The organism is Roseovarius lutimaris (genome assembly GCF_900115165.1).
In the GTDB taxonomy this organism is placed as follows: Bacteria; Pseudomonadota; Alphaproteobacteria; order Rhodobacterales; family Rhodobacteraceae; genus Roseovarius; species Roseovarius lutimaris.
Map to the genome: position 1 here is coordinate 59,855 of NZ_FOVP01000012.1, position 17,064 is coordinate 76,918.

Genomic DNA, 17,064 nt, shown 5'->3' on the forward strand with positions numbered 1-17,064 from the left:
CTTTTCAGCAGAAGATTTCCTAGGGAAGATAACTCATCCCCCCCGGATCTCTCTCAATCCTAGGAAGGATTCAAGATGTTATTAGCGCGACGCGGCCTGTCGAAAATTGTTCTTGCAACAGTATTAGCAGCATTTCCTGTTACTACTGTGGCCGCACAAGAACTCAATGAAGCAGATATCAAGCGTCTCGCACTTGAAGCGATCTTGGAAAAACCCGAAATTCTGATCGAAGCGCTTTCAATCCTTCAGGAACGTGAAAATGTAGCGCTCGCCGAAGCGCAGACTGACGCCCTGTCTGAGTTGCGCGATGATTTCGAACAGAATGCTCCGATCTTCGGGAACTTGGATGGCAGCGTCACACTTGTCGAGTTCTTTGACTATAACTGCGGGTATTGTCGCCGCGCTGCACCAGAGGTCAAAGCGGTACTGGAGGCAAGCAAGGATGTCCGCATTATTTATCGTGAATTCCCAATCCTAGGGCCCGGTTCCGAAGTTGCGGCGCGCGCGTCACTTGCCTCGAGAAATCAAGGTAAATATCAGCAGTTTCACGAGGCAATGATGGCATTGAACGGGCAAGCCGTTGAAGCAAGCGTTATGAAAATTGCAGGCGATGTGGGGCTCGATCTCGAAGTTTTGAAAACAGATATGCAATCTGATTCAGTGAGTGATCACATTGCGGCCTCTCTGCGTTTCGCAGAAGCTTTGGGTATAACTGGAACGCCGACGTTCGTATTGGGTGACGAAATAATCCCCGGTGTGATCGAGCGCGGCTCACTTCTTGAAAAGATAGCAGAACTCGTCCCCGAGTGAAAGGGGCGACGATTATGAGATCGGCCCTTATAGCCCTTGATCTTCCACCCGCTGGAACTCCTATCTCAGAAGTTATCTGGAGCAAGAGATCTCACTATGGAAAACGAAAAGTCATTAACCTTCGGCGGCTATATGATCGTAGGCCACGTCCCGGTCGCCGGCATTCGCCGTCTGTTGGATGAGCGCCCAAACGCTGTTGGCCTTGAAGTCCCCGGTGTGCCTTACGGATCGCCTGGGCATGGGCCAGAATCGGAACGTGAGGCCTATGTTGTACATTTGGTCAATCGAGAGGGGACCACGGAGCCGTTCACAAACTACGAGGCAGCCTGAACTCGAGACGGTGGCAATGAAGGGCGGTTGAGGCCAGAGGTTTTTGAACTGACCTAGGCACCAAGGGTTGTCCATACGTAAGTTGCGAAAACACATGCCCGTGCGGGATCAATATTTTTCTTGAACCTCTAGTAACTTTAAGAGTTAAGGCAACGATAGCGGTCGGCCCCATGGAGCATAGTTGTCTGTAATAACTTGACTCCTTCCTAGGCAGAAAAAGTCGGGATGTGGGTTGGATCGCCGCCAATAGCTTGAAAGGAAAAAGAAAGATGCTGACAAGACGACATTTCATCCAGACGACCGCTGCACTTTTCTCCGCGTCCATCTCAAGTCCGCTCCTCGCTGACACCTGGCCCACTGAAGCGGAAAAGGGTGCTTGGGATGCACAGGTAACACCGCCGGGCTATAACCCAGCCACATCAAACCCGTGGGGCTTACACCCGCGCTTTCTGCCGCAGCGGGTTGTAGCTAAAGATGGTCTTGTGGCCGGTGACATTCATGTCGACGCCGTGGCGCGCTATCTTTACCATATCGAGGAAGGCGGCACTGCGATGCGCTACGGCGTAGCGATCGCTCGTGGCAAACTTTATGAGCCGGGCGTCTATACGATCAAGCGCAAGGTCAGGTGGCCGCATTGGCAGCCAACACAGAACATGATTGACCGCGACCCGGAGCTCTATGCCGACATCGCTGACGGTATGGAACCCGGACCTGACAACGCGCTCGGGTCGCGGGCACTTTACCTCTTTGTCGGAGACCGGGATACCTATCTACGGATTCATGGCACACCGCATCCGAGTAGCATAGGCGGTCGGGCGAGTTCCGGTTGTGTCCGGATGGTCATGGCGCACATCAACGATCTTTACCCGAATGTGGAGATTGGTTCGACAGCATTCCTGTATTCGGCCGAGGACAGCGTGACCCCGCGAAGCTGACCCATGGATCGTCGGCGGTGTGACGGTCGAACGCGCCATTCAGGATTGGCGCACGGCACAGATGGGATTGCCGCCTGGCGATCGCAACGGCACCAAGGTCGTTTCCACCGGCCCGTTATGCTCATACCAATAGCAGTTATCTTCGGGACGTAGCCGTGCCGCGTTGAGATCTTGGTCGGGTGCCGCGAGGGCTGCGACAGACTCTGGAATATTCCCGATCCTGAATGGATCGTTGTCTTCCTTCGGAGGCACCGCACAGCCAGCCAGGGCCAATGTTGCAACCATGATCACCGCATATTTTTGAAGCATATCTATCTCACTCTTTGGCAGGTCAGCCGCGTCTTCAGACTTAGCGGCGCGTTTCAAGGTTCCGCAGGTCGGTGTCCTTATTTGACCAAGTTTTGGTTTTAGCTCTTGAAGCTCTAGTTACTGTAGGGGCTATGTCAATGTGGAATGAACGAATCCCGAGGTCAATCCCATGTCTTCCAATGGCCAACGCCACGACCACAAGCACAGCTCTGACTGCAGTCACGATCATGGTGATGATCACAAACATGCGAGCGGAGTTTCCCACTCTAATGGAGAAGGTGCTGCGTGCTGCGGTGCTGGAGCCAACACGAGACCGGCACAACCCATCCCGTCGAACGCACGACACTTCCAAGTCTCCGGCCTGGATTGCGCCGAAGAGGTGGCGATCCTGAACCGGGTTGTCGGGCCGAAAGTGGGCGGAACCGAACACCTGGCATTCGACGTGATCAACGGGCGAATGACCATCCTCGACAGCGCCGAGAGGATATCAGACGACGAAGTCACGCAGGTGGTCGCGACGACCGGCATGAGCGCGAAGCCATGGGATGCCGACAACGCAGCAGAGGACCAGGCGGCGCATCTGGCACGTCAGAAGCGCTTTACCTTGTTGAGCGGCGGCTTCTGGGCAGCGGGATTCCTTTTCCACATTGTCGAGACCGGCATGGGCGGCGCGCTCGGGCTCTTTGCGGGGCATGGCGAGGTGCCGATGCCTATGGCGGAAGCAGGGCTCTTCGCCGTCGCAATTCTTTTTGGCGTCTGGCTTGTCGCGCCCAAGGCTTGGTCTTCGGCGCGAAGGCTTAGCCCCGACATGAACTTGCTCATGGTGGTGGCCGTCGCGGGCGCCATCGGCCTCGGTGAGTTTTTCGAAGCGGCGACGGTCGCCTTCTTCTTCTCGCTTTCGCTTTTTCTGGAGAGCTGGAGCGTGGGGCGGGCGCGCAATGCGGTTTCCGCGCTGCTGGATCTCGCACCGCCCACGGCGCGAGTGCTTTATGACGACGGGTCGGAAGCCGACGTACCGGCCGCTGCCGTGGCAGTCAATGCAAGGTTTATCGTGCGCGGCGGCGACCGCATCCCCCTCGACGGTGAAGTCGTGGACGGGGCAGGGGCCGTCGATCAGGCCCCTATTACCGGCGAAAGCGCGCTGGTGCCAAAGGAACGCGGCGATGAGGTCTATGCTGGCACGATCAACGGCGAGGGCACGCTGACGGTGCGGGCGACCAAACCCGCGTCGGACACGGTGCTCGCAAAGATCATTCGAATGGTGGGCGATGCCCATGCCCGCCGAGCGCCAGTCGAGCAGTGGGTGGCCAAGTTCGCGCGCATCTACACACCCATCGTGATGGCTCTGGCGATCACCATCGCACTGGTGCCGCCACTCCTGCTTGGCGGCGCTTGGGACTACTGGTTCTACAATGCGCTGGTGCTTCTGGTCATCGCCTGCCCCTGTGCCCTTGTCATCTCGACACCGGTTTCCATCGTCGCGGCGCTCACCGCCTCAGCGCGGGCGGGGGTGCTGATCAAGGGCGGCGCCTATGTCGAAGCACCCGGGCGCACCACGGCGCTGGCGATGGACAAGACCGGGACGATCACCATGGGCGAACCCGAAGTGGCGGCGGTGCATCCGCTGGGCGACGCCTCCGCGCGTGACCTCATGACGCTGGCGGCAGGCCTGGAGGCAAGATCCTCGCACCCGCTGGCGCGTGCCATCCTCGCGCGTGCCGAAACGGATGGCATCGACGTATCTGCCGCGGAGGACACGCGCACCGTGCCGGGGCGCGGGCTGGAAGGACGCGCCGACGTGCGCGCGATCTGGCTCGGTTCGGATCGGTTCGCCGAGGAGAAAGGTTTCGGCAATTCCATTCCGTCGGATCTGCGGGAGCGGATCGAAGGGGCAGGGAACACCCTCGTTGCCGTGGGTGACGAGACCGGCGTGACCGGCGTACTAGAACTTCGCGACCGCATCCGCCCCGATGCCAAGGGAATCGTTGCGCGGCTGCACGCGCAGGGAGTGAAAACGATTGTGATGCTGACAGGCGACAACGAACGCACCGCGCGTGCCGTGGCGGCCGAGGTCGGCATTGACGAGGTGCGCGCCGAACTCTTGCCAGAAGACAAGGTCACGGCCATCGAGGAACTGGTCGCGAACCACGACATGGTGGCAATGATCGGTGACGGCGTCAACGATGCACCAGCCATGGCGCGCGCGCATTATGCCATTGCCATGGGGGCTGTCGGATCAGACGCGGCGATCGAGACGGCAGATATCGCGCTCATGACCGACGATCTGGCTCGGGTGCCGTGGCTGATTGCACACTCTCGCCGGACAATGACAATCATCCACCAGAATATCGGCATATCGCTGGCGACCAAGGCGCTGTTCGTCGGGCTGACCGCATTTGGCATGGCCTCGATGTGGGGCGCCATCGCAGCGGATGTGGGCGTATCCCTGTTGGTGGTCGCCAATGCGCTGCGGCTTTTGAACGGCCATCGGATCAAGGACGGGCCTTCGGGCGGTGAGCTGGTGGGCGAGCAGATAGCGAAGGGAGCACTGGCGCACGGTCATTGATCCGACGTCTTCGGTAGAGTAACGTCTGTTATCAAGCAGACCTCGCAAAAAGGGGCGTCGAGCAGTGACAAACATCAAATTTCCACGGCGTGCCTTTCTGATGGGCGGATTGGTCGCCTTTCTATCAGGCTGTGCCAGCAAGTTCCGGTCGTACAACGGACCCGAGGTGACCCGGCTGCGCATGTATAAGGCACAGCGGTCTCTGGTTCTGGACGGAACGGATGACGTCTTGCGGACCTATCCCATCGGATTAGGCTTCGCGCCCGAAGGTCACAAGCAGTTCGAGGGGGATGGCCGTACGCCGGAGGGCTCCTACGTGATTGACCGGCGCAACCCGGACAGCCTTTTTCACCTCTCCATCGGCATCTCATATCCCAACGCCGCAGACATAGCTTTGGCGCAGGCTGAAGGAAAGTCGCCCGGTGGCGACATTTTCATCCACGGCGGACCGCGCAAGGGGATCGACCCAATAAATGTCCGCGACTGGACGGCAGGCTGCATCGCCGTCACTGACCGCCAGATCGAGGAAATCTATGCCATGGTCAGGGACGGGACGCCGATCGACATTTACGCCTAAGGATCAGGTGAAGCGGCGCCGCATCGCGACGTTGATCGCCTCAATGGCGATGACCATGACGACGACGGCAACCGTGACGCTGGCCGCCTTGTCATACTGGAAAGAGCGCACGTAGGTCTGGATGTAAAAGCCGATCCCGCCCGCGCCGACAATCCCGAGGATCAGCGACTCTCGCAGGTTCAGTTCGAACCGGAAGATTGTGTCGCGGGCGACGACCGGCGCCATCTGCGGCCAGATCGCATGTCTGAGCCGCACGAGCGGCCCGGCGCCCGCGCTTTCCAGCGCAGCGATGGGCGCGCGGGAAACGCCGTCGATCGCCTCGGCATAGAATTTGGCGAGCATCCCCGTCGCATGAAACGCGACCGCGATGATGCCGGGCAGCGGCCCGAGCCCGACAGCGCCGACCATAAGCATGGCCACCAGGATCAGCGGAATCGCCCTGATGAAAGCAAGCAGCGTTCGAACCGGCCGAAAAACTGCACGCGCTACCATCGTCTCGGACGCCAGAATGCCGAGTGGGATTGACAGGATCACCGCGCCGAGAGTGCCGAGGATCGCGATCCTCAGCGTTTCCGCGCTGCCCTTCTTGATCTCAGCCATCACCGTCGGGTCAGGCGGAAACATCCGACCGAGAAAATCTGCGATCCGCGGACCGGCGGACATGAGACGCGTCAACTCGACGTCGGCCGTGGCGAAGGACCACAGGATCGCGCCGGCGATCAGGGCGCTGGTCGCGAACCCGCCGAATTCGCGAAACCGCATCAGGATACCGCCCGGAGGCCGGTACCGGGCATTGGTTCTATCTCCCTGTAGAGATCCGCTGTTGCAGCCTCGTTCAACTCGGGGGTCGGCACGTCAAAGACGATCCGCCCGCCGCGAATGCCGATGATACGCTGCGCGAAACGCCGCGCCAGGTCTGGCTGGTGCGAGGAAAACAGCGCCGTCGCTCCGCGCGCCCGCGCCGCGCCGGTCAGCAGCGACAGGATCTCGCCGGCGCGGGCGGGGTCGAGACTGCTCACCGGCTCATCGGCGAGGATCAGACGCGGTTCCTGGGCCAGACAGCGCGCGATGGCCACACGCTGCCGCTGACCGCCGCTGAGACTGTCGACCCGGCGCCCTGCGAGATCACCAATGCCGCAATCGGCAAGGGCTGCGCGCACAATCTCCAGATCATGCGCGGTTGGTGATCCCAGCAGGGCCCGTAGGGGGGGCATGCGTCCCAGGCGACCATTGAGGACGTTGCGCAGAACCGTGGAGCGTTCGACCAACGCAAACTCCTGAAACACGAAACCGGTATCCGGACGGCGCACACGCGGCGGCGGCTGGTCGGGATCGAGCGGTGCCCCCAGAACCGATACCCGCCCGCTCCAGCCCCGGAGCCGGCCGTCGAGCAGTGCCAGCAGGGTCGTTTTCCCTGCCCCGGATGGGCCCAGCAAAGCGACGCTTTCACCCGCCGGAATCGTAAGCGAAACCCGTTCCAGCGCCGGGAGGTCCGTTCCCGGATGGGTAAAGCTCAGGTCGTCGATTTGGGCGGCAATGCTCATTCCAACAGCCCGTATCGGCGCGCCATGTCGCGCACGCCGTCGTAGGCGGCGGAGTCGGACCTGACATAGCCGTCCGGGCCGTAGAGATAGCGCAGCTTTTTGCGGTTCTCTGGTGCGTTGAGCCGCAGCATCGCGTCGATGAACCGGTTCTGAAGGCCGGCGTCGAGCCCCGGGCGTGCGATCACGAGGTGACTCGGGATTGGCTCGCTTTCCACGATCCAGGTTACTTCTGCCTGCTGCCGCGGCGTCAGAAGCAGATCGGCGTATTGGCTAGCGCCTGCGGCATCGACCAGACCCTCGGCCATCGCTTGCATCGCCTGCTGGTAGCCGCCCGCGAAGAAGACGCGGCCGAAGAACGCATCCGCCGCGGTGGGGCCTTCGATCAGCCCGGCCTTAACGAATTCGGCGAGCGGATAGAGATAGCCCGATTCCGAGATTGGATCAGCGAAGGCAATGTTACGCCCGCGCAGGTCGGCGAGCGAGCCGATGCCGCTGTCGCGGCGCACGAAGATGCGGCCCGTGTAACTCGGCGCGTCGCGGTAGACCTCGGACAGAAGCGGCACGGCACCGATCTCGGCCTCGGCCAGAACGAAGGGCAGGGCGCCCATGAAGGAAATATCTGCATCGCCGTTTCTCAGTGCCTCGACCGCGGCGGCGTGGTCGATGGTGACGAACCCTTCGACGGGGACGCCGACCTCACTGGCCAGCCAGCCGGTGATGGCCTCGATATCGCCCAGCAGCTTTTCCGGGTTCTCTTGCGGGATGAAGGCTAGCCGCAACCTAACGTCCTGCGCGGCGAGCGGGGTCGCCAGAGACATAGCGCTCGCGCTGGCCAGAAGCAGGGCCGTTCTGCGGTTCACGTGCATCGCCATCAAAAGGCCCTCGCTTCGACTGTATCGGCCTCGGTCTGGAACGCGCTCCAGCTTGCTTCGGCGGCTGCCCAGTCGCCGTCACGCACGGCGGCGCCGACATCGGCCAACCGCCCGGCCAACGCGTAGACCTCGGGACGCGCAGCAAGGTTCGACATGGTACTGGCGTCAGCTGCAAGGTCGGCGGCCACGGTGTCGGTCAGCAGCAGGATATGCTCCGCGTCCCGCCGCGGCAGCAGCGTGTCGATTGTCGAGGCGAAGGTCGTCAGTTCGGCGAATGCCAGTCGGAAGGCGGTGTTCTCGGCATCGAAAGCTTCATAGGGCTCGTCCGCCGCGCCCACGGTCTGCAGATAGGCGGTCAGATCAGTTCGTTCCGCTTCGGTCAGCCCGAGCGTCTTCGTCTCGTCGAACCAGTCTACGACAGCCGCCAGGGTCGGCAGCGATCCGTCATGGAAATAGGGCGCGGTATAGGCGGTGCCGAGCAGGGTGGGGGTGTCCAGCGCACCGGCACGGGCGCCTTCATAGGCCGGCGCGACGGAGCCGATGTCGTGCGCCTGTCGGTCCAGGAAGTTGGCGTCCGGCATATGGCAACTGGCACAGGAGCGGTCGCCGAGTCCCGCGAAGGGCGTGTTGAAGATCGCTTCGCCGCGTTGCGCGGCCTCTGGGGCCGACTCGGTCAGTTGGCCGTCCGGTGTCAGCATGGAGTTGGGTAGGAAGTCGAACTCGAGCATGTAGGCGACCAGCGCGTCCATCATGAAAGGCGTCGGCTCCGCGCCGCCGAACTCGTTGACGACAACGTTGCGGGTGAAGTCGCGCAGGGAGGCAAAACGACCGTCGCGACCGTAGGGGCCGGTGAAACGCAAGCCGCGAAGGCTTGGAATGTCGAGCGGGTCGTCACGCCGGTCGTTGAATATCGGGTTGAAAAAGGCGCCGTCGACGTCGATCGCGCCCGGCTGGTGGCTGGCACCCGGAATGAACAGCCGTTGGTTGACGTCCGAGCGATTGTGACAGGTCGAGCAGGCGAGACCGAGATCGCGCGCCGGGCTGCCGAAGATTTGCGCGCTGTCGAACAGCATGTCGCCGTAGGCCACGAGCGGCAGGTCGGTCTCGTCGATGCCCTGTTCCTCGAAATTGAGAACGAGACGCGGCAGCGGATCCTGATCGAAGATGTCGGAGCCCGGTGGCAGGCTTGGCGGTACCTCAATGGCGCGACCGCTGAGTATCGCAGTTTCCGGCAAGGCGCTCAGCGTCTGACGCGGAGCAAAATCGTCAATGAGATAGTTCTGCGCGAGGTAGTCGGAGATGACCCTGCGCGCGGCCACCATCGTGTCGCGATCCGCGCTTGTGGCACCTGCGCCCAGGACCCCGACGGAACCCGTACTGCTGTTCAACTCCAGCCAGGCAAGGCCGATCTGCCGCGCGACATCAGACTCGGCGGTGGCGATACCGTCCGCAAACGCGCGATAAAGTTCCCTAGCTGTCCGCACGGCCTGCTGCGCACGCGCCGGGTCTTCGGCAGCGATAACACGGTCCAGTTCCTCTTCGATCCTGAGCGCGATCAGCCGCGTCGCCTCGACAAAGGCCGCCTGCCGGTCTTCATGCGTGATCGCGTTCAGAAGCTGGGCAGCGTCGATGTCGCTTTCGCGATCCAGCCACGTCAGGGCACCGATGGAGAATTCCGAACCCCGGTAGGGGTCCGTCCAGGCGGTCTCAATATCATCCCAGGGCAGAGGCTCGAGATTTCCAAGAAAGAGCGTCAGCCTGTAGGCCGCCGCCTCGGGAAGCCAGGGGGTCTCCTTAGCAGGTGTTGCGGCCGCAGGTCCGGACAGGACGAGCACACTGGCTAACGTGGCGAGCAACACTCCCAGGAAATTTCGTATCACCATAACCTCCAGAGACAAAAGTTAGACATGGCTAACTTATCTACCCTCAGCAAACAAGTTGTCAATCCCGCTGTTTCGCTGCAAAGTCCCAAGTATGACAAAGCTGCAATCACATGGGCGTGAACCGTTTGAAACTGTCGACAGGGCTCCCGAAGCACAGGCCGAGGGGTTTGCGACCGTGCGTCAGGCGCATGAGAGCGAAATGGCGGAGGACTACGTCGAGTTGATCGCGGAACTCATCGAGACGCGCGGAGAGGCCAGACCGGTCGAGATTGCAGAACGACTTGGCGTGAAACCGCCAACCGTGACGAAGAACATTTCGCGGCTCAAGGCCGCTGGCCTTGTTCGGAGGGAGCCATACCGCGCGATATTCCTCACCGATTCTGGCCAGGAGCTGGCGGAGGCCTGTCGACAGCGCCACCGGATCGTCGTTGCGTTTCTTTGCAGCCTCGGGATCGACGAAGAAACCGCGGAACGCGATGCGGAAGGGATCGAGCACCACGTCAGCGAAACAACGCTGGTGGCTTTCGGACAAGCGCTGAAGCAATCCTGGAAGCATGAATAGCGACTCAGCGGGCTCTCGCGATAGTGATGAGGTCACGACGACCAGGGAAGCGAGGCCAGCGGTCAAAGTCCGGGACGAGGCTTGTATGCTGACTCCGAACTCTGGCGCTAAAAGCCGATTGGGTCTTTCGTACCCAGGTAAGCCGGAGGTGGTGCGTACCTAATCCTCTCCTTAAGACTGACTGTTGGCCGAAGTTTCCGGTCGTTGGGACATGCCGTGGGCGCTACCCTGAATTTTTGTCGATCGTTCAGAGCGCGTAGACGATCGTCACGAGCGTGATCATGACAATCGAGAACATGGCGAATGCGCCCAGAGCGAGTGTTCGGCCCATGTCGCGATTTGGCTTTTCCACTTTCAGACGCAACTCCGCGGCGGTTTCCGGAAACTCGAGCGCCGCCACATTCGAACCCCGCATCAACTCGTATCGGGTGTTCCATCGGCGCACTTCCGCCGCGTTCCAGCCATTCAGCACAAGGATAATTGCCGCAATCAAAACCATCGAGGACGGGACCCAGATTGTGTAGCCACCGATTGTCTCGTCAGCCAAGGCGCTAAGTCCGCTACTGTTCCTTGCCGTTTGGTAGGACGCATAGAGACCCACCTCTTTTAGCGTCACGAGGGCGCCCAGAAAAATATTCGAAACGATTACTACAAAACCGGATATCAGCCGCGCCCCTCGCCGTGCACCATCAGGCGGATCCTTGGGGTTGAGCAGCATGCCGAAATACCAGATCCCTGCCAGCACCATCGACAGGTGCGCGAGCATCTCGATCGCCGGAACGCGCTGCGCCAGTCCGTAAAGGACAGGAACCTGCCAAACGTATAGCGCGGCAACAAGCAAGGCAGTGGCCATCGCGGGATGCGCCATGAACCGCACGATGCCACGATTGCCAAGCGCATTGAGGTGCCGTCGCCATTCTCTTGCCAGACCAGCTTGCAGTATGCGCCATGGTTGGGACACCGCGAAAAGCAGCGGTCCGGCAAGGCGGAGAAGAAGATGCTCCACTTGGTGCAGGGAGAAGAGACTGTGTCCCAACGGGGCCAGGGGCGCGTTCGTGGCGACGAGGAGGCAGGCAATGCCGGTGAAGAACTGAACCTGTCGCCAGACAGTAATCCTTCCGAGAATGCGAGAGGATCGCGCGAGGCCGCGCATGTAGACCCATGCGGCCAATCCGACGGAAACAAACGACACCGGTGAAATCGCATAGCCAAACGGATCGTAGTGGATGAGATACGTGATCATTGGCTCCTATCCTCTATCGTACTCGAGCTGTCCTCTGATTTGGGTGACAGTCGAGATGTTCCTGCGGCGCCACCGCGGGCCAAGGACAGATCCGTGCTCATCATTATGTATTCACCCTGCATCCACTTCGGAAAGAGGTTTTCGTAGAACTTTGAGAGAGGGTGCCCGGACTGACCGGCGGGCGTGATGAAATAGGAACCGCTTTCGTCCGAAAGCGACATGACCGCCTGAAAGTTGGTGCCCGCGTTGGAGACAAATGGCCGAGCATCGTCCGATGCAAATACTGTCGACATCAGAGTAAAGGGATCGCCCGGCGTTGGTGCTTCGAGAGACAACAAGTCGCTCACCATCCCGCCCGGTCTGATCGGCGACCACTGCATGTTCAAAGTATGCGCCTCACCCCAGGACCAGTCGGAGGGATCGGATCCGTAGCGGTCGACCAGCCAGTCGAGGGCATCATCCAGAGCCGCTCGAACCTGATCTTCGCAGGTTTCCATGCGTGCGGAAGGGCGGATGTCGCACCAGACAGCGCTCCCGCTGCGACCGGAAAGGACCGCGTAAAGGAAATCTGGATTCGGTCTGGTCCAAAACGCGTTCGCCGCCGGAAATTCGTCCTGAAGAATGCGTCGTTGCAAAGCACTGACCCATGCCCAGAATACGAGCGGCTCCTGTGAATAGCGATCCATGTCGCCATTCCATTGCGCAAGCTTGTCCAGTATTTCGTTGCGAAGCCTTTCAGTGCGGGTCTCTTCGATGCCGCTTGCGGACCTCACGAACCAAAGCTCTTTTGCCATCAGAGGAAGAAGGGCGCGTGCGGCTGCGCTGACAGTGTCGCGTTGAACCGCAATCGCGCCCTCGACCGAGAATATCAGCTGTCGATCATCAAGCACAGCCAAACGGGCGTCTCGAAACGATGCAGGGCGCTCGATCTCCCTTTCGGGCCAGCGGGCCAAGGTTTCACGGTCGATCGCTAGAACCTCCATTCCGGCCGATAACATTTCGGAGGTTCCGCTAAGGGCGTTGTTCGCATCGGTGGACCTCGCGAGACGGTCAAGCATCATCAGATATTCGCCAGCACCCCTGCCTGTAGGAGCTTCTGGCTCTCTGACTGCTTTTTGGGGAGTTGATCGAAACGCCCATGCGACGCGCTCGTTGCGGCCGATGACAACGAACGGCACGCCCGGCAATGTGGCGCCAATCGCGGCCCCTGTCGGAAGTTGAAGATCCGCCAGGTACCATTCAGAGGGGAGCGACAAAGGGCCAACGATGTCCGCGGCGAGAATTGGTGCCCCTGTGGCCGTTCGGTCGCCGGACAGCGCCCAAGCATTGAGGCTGACTTCGGGCGGGGTCGCAAACAACTCGGGTGTGACGGGGCGATCTGACGGGACCTGCAAATCTGACGAGACTGACAATTCTTGCCGGCTCTTGGGTCGAAGATCGCTCAAAAATGCATGGGCTATTCTGAGGCTATCGACAGGTCTCCAGGCCGCTATCATTCTCTCGTCAGCGATCAACAGTTCGGGTGAGCCCCTGCCACGCCTGCCTTCGGAAACCAGCCCAAGCCACGCGTTGACACCGGCGGCGTATGCTTCGAGCGCATCGGATGTCGAAGAGTCAATTTCGCTCGTCGGCTCCAGTGGCAACAAGTCTTTCGTTGCACGCCTTGCCCTCAACAACTGACCGAGCCTGTCTTGCGCGTGAACGAAGCCGATGGCGAAATAGACATCCTCGGCGGACCCCGCCGTGATGTGCGGTAAGGCTGAAGAATCCCGCAGGATATCGATCGGGCTATCTATGCCTGCAACGCTGAAGTCCTCGTCATAGTCGGGAACGGAGGCACGCAGCAGAAAGTAGGCGGTACCGGAAACGGCCAATCCCGCTGCGCAGGCCGCCAGGAAAGTGTAAAGCAATATGTTGAACAGTCGTTTCAATTCGGTGCCGATGCTGAAGCATTTTCAGGACGTGATGCGCAAGAGGATCACCGAGGCGAAAAAGGCGAGGAGGCCGAAGGCAATGCCGAAGCTTGTCGCATATTGAAGCATATCCAGGCGGTTTCCTTTCCGCCGCCGCGCCAGATAGCCACCCCAGATCGCACCTCCGACAAAACCCGCGAGTACCAGCATCACCATTCCTCCATTCTTGAGTTCTCCGCATTGGGCCGTCGTCCGGCCAAGCCGACGGCATAGACCAGGGTCCAGGCCGCACCGATGAGCACCAGCAATGTCCAATCGCCGAAACGTGCGTAGGGCGTGGGAGCACGCGCGCCGGGCAGGCTGGCGTCAATGACGCCTGTTTCCCCGGTATCGAGACGCGCGACGACATCTCCATTGGCGTCGATGATCGCGGATATCCCGGTGTTGGCCGCGCGGACCACGGGAAGACCTTCTTCGACCGCGCGCATGCGCGCGGCCGCGAGGTGCTGCTCGGGCCCGATGCTGGTTCCGAACCAGGCATCGTTGGTGGCGTTGAATATCCAGTCGGGGCGGAAAAGATCATCGACTACGTGGCCCGGAAAGATTATCTCGTAGCAGATCGCGACCGCGACCAGCGGCGCACCCGGGAGCGCGAGCGTGCGTGGTCCCGGTCCGGGCGTGAAATCGCCCAATCCCTCGGTCAACCGTGCGAAAGGCAGCCAGCCCCGGAAGGGAACGTATTCCCCGAACGGCACGAGATGATGCTTTGCATACCCGGTCAGTATTTCCCCGCTGCTGTCATAGGCCTGGACCGTATTGAAATAGCGAGTACCCGCATCGCTCTCCACTCGATCGGGCACTCCCGTCAGAAGCAGCGTACCTTCGGGCAGAGAACCGGTGATCCGGGCATGGGCTGCCGCGTCCTCGTCGAGAAAACCGGGAAAGGCCGTCTCCGGCCAAAGCAGAAGATCGACGTTGCCGGGACGAGATGAGAGGTCGAGGTAGAGCTCAAGGGTCGCGTCCCGGTTTCCGGGCGCCCATTTCTCCCGTTGCGGCACGTTGCCTTGCACGATGCGCAGGTCGACGCGAGGCAAGGGCGCCTCTGATCCAAGGCGGAACGTACCGGCACCCCAGAGTCCTATGATGGCCATCGCGCACAACACGAGAACGGCTGACCGTTGACGTGGCACGGCGGAATACGCAGCTCCCGGCATGACGCCGACAAGGACGGTGAGAAAGCTCAACCCGTAGCTTCCGACCCAGGCTGCCGGCTGTCGCAGCGCGGCGTGATCGACCAGAGCATAAGCGGCCAGGTTCCACGGAAAACCTGTCAGGACATGACCTCGCAACCATTCCGTCGCCACCCAGCAGGTTGCGAGAAGCAGACTTGCGGCAATGCCCCCGAGGGGTCTGCGCTGCGCGATGACGGCATAGAGCGCCGCAGCCATGGCCGGGAAAATGGCTAGGCCCGCTGACAACCCCGCGACGGCCGGGATCGCCAGCGCGGCGAAACGTTCGGCATCGACGTAAAAACTCTCGGCGATCCAAGAGATTCCGAACCCGAACTGGCCAATTCCGAAGACCCAGCCGATGAAGAAAGCGTGCGCTGTGGAAACCTGTCGGAGTATGAGAAAGAGCGCCGAGAAGGCAACCGGAACGGCGATGAGCCATGAGAACGGCGGAAGGGCTAAAACCGTCAAACCGCCCGCCACAAAACTAATTCCGGAACGCAGAGGAATGTAATGGCCCCAGACAGACATATGCGCCAAACCCGTCATCATGTGCCATTCTGAAACTTGGCGCTCAACCAAGGAGCTATGAGCAGTAGGCCCACCCCGCCGACCACGAAAACATCCGCCATGTTGAAGGCGGGCCAATGCGTGGATCCGGCGTAGAAATCGAGGAAGTCCGTCACACCCCGAAACCGGATGCGGTCGAGGACGTTGCCGAGCGCGCCACCGATAATCGCACCATAGGCGATAGCCTCAACCGGGCTGGCAGTGCGCACCAACATGACCGTCAACCAGCCACAGACAGCGAGGGCCAACACTGTAAGGCTCCACCATGGCGCTCCACTAAGTAGTCCGAATGTCACGCCATCGTTGCGCAGGTAGATGAGATTGAAACCGGGAAAGACCGGAATTCCGGCGCTCAAATCTGCCGCATTGGCGACGACAATTGCTTTTGTCACCTGGTCGACAAGAAAAGCAGTTCCAGCCGCAATGAAACCTTGGAAATGGGACTGTTTCATCTCATCCTCCCAGCCATACATCGAGGAACAACATGATCACGAGGCCGACCGCGAGACCGAGTGTCGCCCTGTTTTGATGGCCGGAACGGTGGGTTTCGGGAATGATTTCGTGGCTGATGACGTAGAGCATCGCCCCGGCGGCGAAGGCGAGGCCCCATGGCAACAGCGGCTCCGAGATGCTGATGATCCCAGCCCCAAGAAGCCCGCCTACCGGCTCGACAAGACCTGTCAGTGCGGCAATCCCCCACGCACGGCTCTTGGAATATCCCTCACCAAGCAATGAAACCGCTACGGCGAGACCCTCGGGAGCGTTTTGCAGTCCGATACCGATCGCAAGTGGCAACCCGCCCGAGAATCCATCAGCCCCGAACCCGACACCAACGGCAAGCCCTTCGGGGAAATTGTGGATCGTGATCGCGATGATGAAGAGCCAGACGCGACGCAGAGAGTCTGCATCAGGGCCCTCGCGTCCGGACTTGAAATGCTCGTGCGGTAGCTTTTCGTTCATCAAAGCAACCGCGCCCATACCGAGCAGGATCGCAAGGCAAACAATGGCTGCGGGGGCGGCAGCATTCTCGAACTGCCCTTCGGCCGCGTCGAGGGCCGGGATTATCAGCGAGAAGAACGAGGCCGCGAGCATCACACCAGCCGCGAAGCCGAGCAAGAGATCGCGTGTGGACCGGGACGGGATGCGCCCGAAAAGAACGGGGATCGCCCCGACCGCTGTCAGCGATCCGGCGGCCAGGCTTCCAAGAAAGCCAAGGGTAATTGGGGAGAAGGGTTCCAAGCGCTGAGGTCTCGCCGATACGTCAGTCAGCGGCCGAATAACTGCTAAAGATCTCGGTCGATCCATCGCCGCGGATCAGGAAGACCTCATAAGCCTCACGATCGTCTTCCGGTCCCATGCCCGGCGATCCATAGGGCATTCCGGGCACCGCCAACCCCACTGCATCTAGACGCTCATCCAACAAACGCTGAATGTCTGATGCCGGTACATGTCCTTCGATCACGTAGCCGTCGACCAAAGCCGTATGGCAGGAGACCATGCGCTGAGGCACGCCATTGTCGAGTTTGAAGCGCACAAGAGAACCCCCGAACATGTCCTCGCCTGTCGGCGCGAATCCGCTTTCCTCGAGGTGCTTCATCCAGGACAGACAACAGCCGCAGCCGTTTGTCTTCCGGACATCAATCTGGATCGCATCGGCGACAGCTTGCGCCGCGGGGAACAAAGCCAGCGTGACTGCAAGGGCGGGAGCCAGTCGTTTCATG

17 protein-coding genes and 1 pseudogene are annotated in these 17,064 nt (G+C 60.7%); 6 read left to right on the top strand and 12 right to left on the bottom strand.

Going from position 1 to position 17,064, the window contains the following annotated elements:
- Nucleotides 1–75 precede the first annotated feature (75 nt).
- The 3 genes and pseudogenes from BMZ91_RS11695 to BMZ91_RS11705 all read left to right on the top strand — a co-directional run bounded on the left by BMZ91_RS11695 (nt 76) and on the right by BMZ91_RS11705 (nt 2,075).
- The gene (locus BMZ91_RS11695) at nt 76–810 is read left to right on the top strand and encodes a DsbA family protein (RefSeq protein ID WP_245736335.1); all 735 of its coding nucleotides are present in this window, start codon (nt 76–78) and stop codon (nt 808–810) included.
- A 126-nt stretch (nt 811–936) separates the two neighbouring features.
- A pseudogene (locus BMZ91_RS11700) lies at nt 937–1,140 on the top strand (DUF411 domain-containing protein); the annotation flags it as partial.
- Between the two features lie 269 nt (nt 1,141–1,409).
- Nucleotides 1,410–2,075 (top strand): L,D-transpeptidase, encoded by a 666-nt coding sequence (locus BMZ91_RS11705; protein ID WP_092838892.1) that lies wholly within the window; start codon nt 1,410–1,412, stop codon nt 2,073–2,075.
- A 39-nt stretch (nt 2,076–2,114) separates the two neighbouring features.
- Here BMZ91_RS11705 and BMZ91_RS11710 read toward each other — a convergent pair whose 3' ends face one another.
- Nucleotides 2,115–2,384 (bottom strand): hypothetical protein, encoded by a 270-nt coding sequence (locus tag BMZ91_RS11710; RefSeq protein ID WP_088652213.1) that lies wholly within the window; start codon nt 2,382–2,384, stop codon nt 2,115–2,117.
- Between the two features lie 169 nt (nt 2,385–2,553).
- Here BMZ91_RS11710 and BMZ91_RS11720 point away from each other — a divergent pair, with 169 nt between their 5' ends.
- Both BMZ91_RS11720 and BMZ91_RS11725 read left to right on the top strand, forming a co-directional pair.
- On the top strand, nt 2,554–4,950 hold the full coding sequence (locus BMZ91_RS11720) for a heavy metal translocating P-type ATPase (protein ID WP_456298935.1): 2,397 nt from the start codon (nt 2,554–2,556) through the stop codon (nt 4,948–4,950).
- A 100-nt stretch (nt 4,951–5,050) separates the two neighbouring features.
- The gene (locus BMZ91_RS11725; protein WP_088652216.1) at nt 5,051–5,527 is read left to right on the top strand and encodes a L,D-transpeptidase family protein; all 477 of its coding nucleotides are present in this window, start codon (nt 5,051–5,053) and stop codon (nt 5,525–5,527) included.
- Between the two features lie 3 nt (nt 5,528–5,530).
- Here the strand turns inward: BMZ91_RS11725 and phnE are convergent, their stop codons facing one another.
- The 4 genes from phnE to BMZ91_RS11745 are packed head-to-tail and all read right to left on the bottom strand — an operon-like array spanning nt 5,531 to nt 9,823.
- On the bottom strand, nt 5,531–6,289 hold the full coding sequence (phnE, locus tag BMZ91_RS11730) for a phosphonate ABC transporter, permease protein PhnE (RefSeq protein ID WP_088652217.1): 759 nt from the start codon (nt 6,287–6,289) through the stop codon (nt 5,531–5,533).
- The gene (locus BMZ91_RS11735; RefSeq protein WP_088652218.1) at nt 6,289–7,071 is read right to left on the bottom strand and encodes a phosphonate ABC transporter ATP-binding protein; all 783 of its coding nucleotides are present in this window, start codon (nt 7,069–7,071) and stop codon (nt 6,289–6,291) included. The genes phnE and BMZ91_RS11735 overlap by 1 nt, the downstream gene beginning before the upstream one ends.
- A complete protein-coding gene (locus tag BMZ91_RS11740) occupies nt 7,068–7,943 on the bottom strand; it encodes a phosphate/phosphite/phosphonate ABC transporter substrate-binding protein (RefSeq protein WP_088652219.1) in 876 nt (291 codons plus the stop codon). Before BMZ91_RS11740 ends, BMZ91_RS11735 begins: the two co-directional genes overlap by 4 nt.
- Entirely contained in the window at nt 7,943–9,823 is a 1,881-nt protein-coding gene (locus BMZ91_RS11745) for a cytochrome c peroxidase (protein ID WP_088652260.1), read from the bottom strand. The genes BMZ91_RS11740 and BMZ91_RS11745 overlap by 1 nt, the downstream gene beginning before the upstream one ends.
- Before the next feature lie 94 nt (nt 9,824–9,917).
- Between BMZ91_RS11745 and mntR the strand changes: the two genes are divergently transcribed.
- Nucleotides 9,918–10,388, top strand: a complete 471-nt coding sequence (mntR, locus tag BMZ91_RS11750) for a manganese-binding transcriptional regulator MntR (protein ID WP_088652220.1) — start codon at nt 9,918–9,920, stop codon at nt 10,386–10,388.
- Between the two features lie 247 nt (nt 10,389–10,635).
- Here mntR and BMZ91_RS11755 read toward each other — a convergent pair whose 3' ends face one another.
- From BMZ91_RS11755 to BMZ91_RS11785, 7 genes are read right to left on the bottom strand one after another with little or no spacing between them, the layout of a single operon-like run.
- On the bottom strand, nt 10,636–11,631 hold the full coding sequence (locus tag BMZ91_RS11755; protein ID WP_092838895.1) for a cytochrome c oxidase assembly protein: 996 nt from the start codon (nt 11,629–11,631) through the stop codon (nt 10,636–10,638).
- Entirely contained in the window at nt 11,628–13,562 is a 1,935-nt protein-coding gene (locus BMZ91_RS11760) for a penicillin acylase family protein (RefSeq protein ID WP_092838898.1), read from the bottom strand. The genes BMZ91_RS11755 and BMZ91_RS11760 overlap by 4 nt, the downstream gene beginning before the upstream one ends.
- A 24-nt stretch (nt 13,563–13,586) precedes the next feature.
- Nucleotides 13,587–13,760 carry a hypothetical protein gene (locus BMZ91_RS21460; RefSeq protein ID WP_177193852.1) on the bottom strand — a complete coding sequence of 58 codons (174 nt, stop codon included), beginning with the start codon at nt 13,758–13,760 and terminating at the stop codon, nt 13,587–13,589.
- On the bottom strand, nt 13,754–15,304 hold the full coding sequence (lnt, locus tag BMZ91_RS11770; protein ID WP_425441569.1) for an apolipoprotein N-acyltransferase: 1,551 nt from the start codon (nt 15,302–15,304) through the stop codon (nt 13,754–13,756). The genes BMZ91_RS21460 and lnt overlap by 7 nt, the downstream gene beginning before the upstream one ends.
- A 17-nt stretch (nt 15,305–15,321) precedes the next feature.
- Complete coding sequence (gene lspA, locus BMZ91_RS11775; protein ID WP_408630827.1) at nt 15,322–15,816, bottom strand: signal peptidase II; 495 nt, start codon at nt 15,814–15,816, stop codon at nt 15,322–15,324.
- The gene (locus tag BMZ91_RS11780; RefSeq protein ID WP_092838904.1) at nt 15,797–16,582 is read right to left on the bottom strand and encodes a ZIP family metal transporter; all 786 of its coding nucleotides are present in this window, start codon (nt 16,580–16,582) and stop codon (nt 15,797–15,799) included. Before BMZ91_RS11780 ends, lspA begins: the two co-directional genes overlap by 20 nt.
- 22 nt (nt 16,583–16,604) lie before the next feature.
- Nucleotides 16,605–17,063 (bottom strand): DUF411 domain-containing protein, encoded by a 459-nt coding sequence (locus BMZ91_RS11785; RefSeq protein WP_092838907.1) that lies wholly within the window; start codon nt 17,061–17,063, stop codon nt 16,605–16,607.
- Between the last annotated feature and the right edge of the window lies 1 nt (nt 17,064).

What these genes read in the sequence shown, in the direction of transcription:
- lnt (WP_425441569.1), bottom strand. Translation starts at nt 15,304, where the DNA reads ATGTCTGTCTGGGGCCATTACATTCCTCTGCGTTCCGGAATTAGTTTT.
- lspA (WP_408630827.1), bottom strand. Translation starts at nt 15,816, where the DNA reads ATGTATGGCTGGGAGGATGAGATGAAACAGTCCCATTTCCAAGGTTTC.
- BMZ91_RS11695 (WP_245736335.1), top strand. Translation starts at nt 76, where the DNA reads ATGTTATTAGCGCGACGCGGCCTGTCGAAAATTGTTCTTGCAACAGTA.
- BMZ91_RS21460 (WP_177193852.1), bottom strand. Translation starts at nt 13,760, where the DNA reads ATGGTGATGCTGGTACTCGCGGGTTTTGTCGGAGGTGCGATCTGGGGT.
- phnE (WP_088652217.1), bottom strand. Translation starts at nt 6,289, where the DNA reads ATGCGGTTTCGCGAATTCGGCGGGTTCGCGACCAGCGCCCTGATCGCC.
- BMZ91_RS11740 (WP_088652219.1), bottom strand. Translation starts at nt 7,943, where the DNA reads ATGGCGATGCACGTGAACCGCAGAACGGCCCTGCTTCTGGCCAGCGCG.
- BMZ91_RS11755 (WP_092838895.1), bottom strand. Translation starts at nt 11,631, where the DNA reads ATGATCACGTATCTCATCCACTACGATCCGTTTGGCTATGCGATTTCA.
- mntR (WP_088652220.1), top strand. Translation starts at nt 9,918, where the DNA reads ATGACAAAGCTGCAATCACATGGGCGTGAACCGTTTGAAACTGTCGAC.
- BMZ91_RS11720 (WP_456298935.1), top strand. Translation starts at nt 2,554, where the DNA reads ATGTCTTCCAATGGCCAACGCCACGACCACAAGCACAGCTCTGACTGC.
- BMZ91_RS11710 (WP_088652213.1), bottom strand. Translation starts at nt 2,384, where the DNA reads ATGCTTCAAAAATATGCGGTGATCATGGTTGCAACATTGGCCCTGGCT.
- BMZ91_RS11725 (WP_088652216.1), top strand. Translation starts at nt 5,051, where the DNA reads ATGGGCGGATTGGTCGCCTTTCTATCAGGCTGTGCCAGCAAGTTCCGG.
- BMZ91_RS11785 (WP_092838907.1), bottom strand. Translation starts at nt 17,063, where the DNA reads ATGAAACGACTGGCTCCCGCCCTTGCAGTCACGCTGGCTTTGTTCCCC.
- BMZ91_RS11705 (WP_092838892.1), top strand. Translation starts at nt 1,410, where the DNA reads ATGCTGACAAGACGACATTTCATCCAGACGACCGCTGCACTTTTCTCC.
- BMZ91_RS11735 (WP_088652218.1), bottom strand. Translation starts at nt 7,071, where the DNA reads ATGAGCATTGCCGCCCAAATCGACGACCTGAGCTTTACCCATCCGGGA.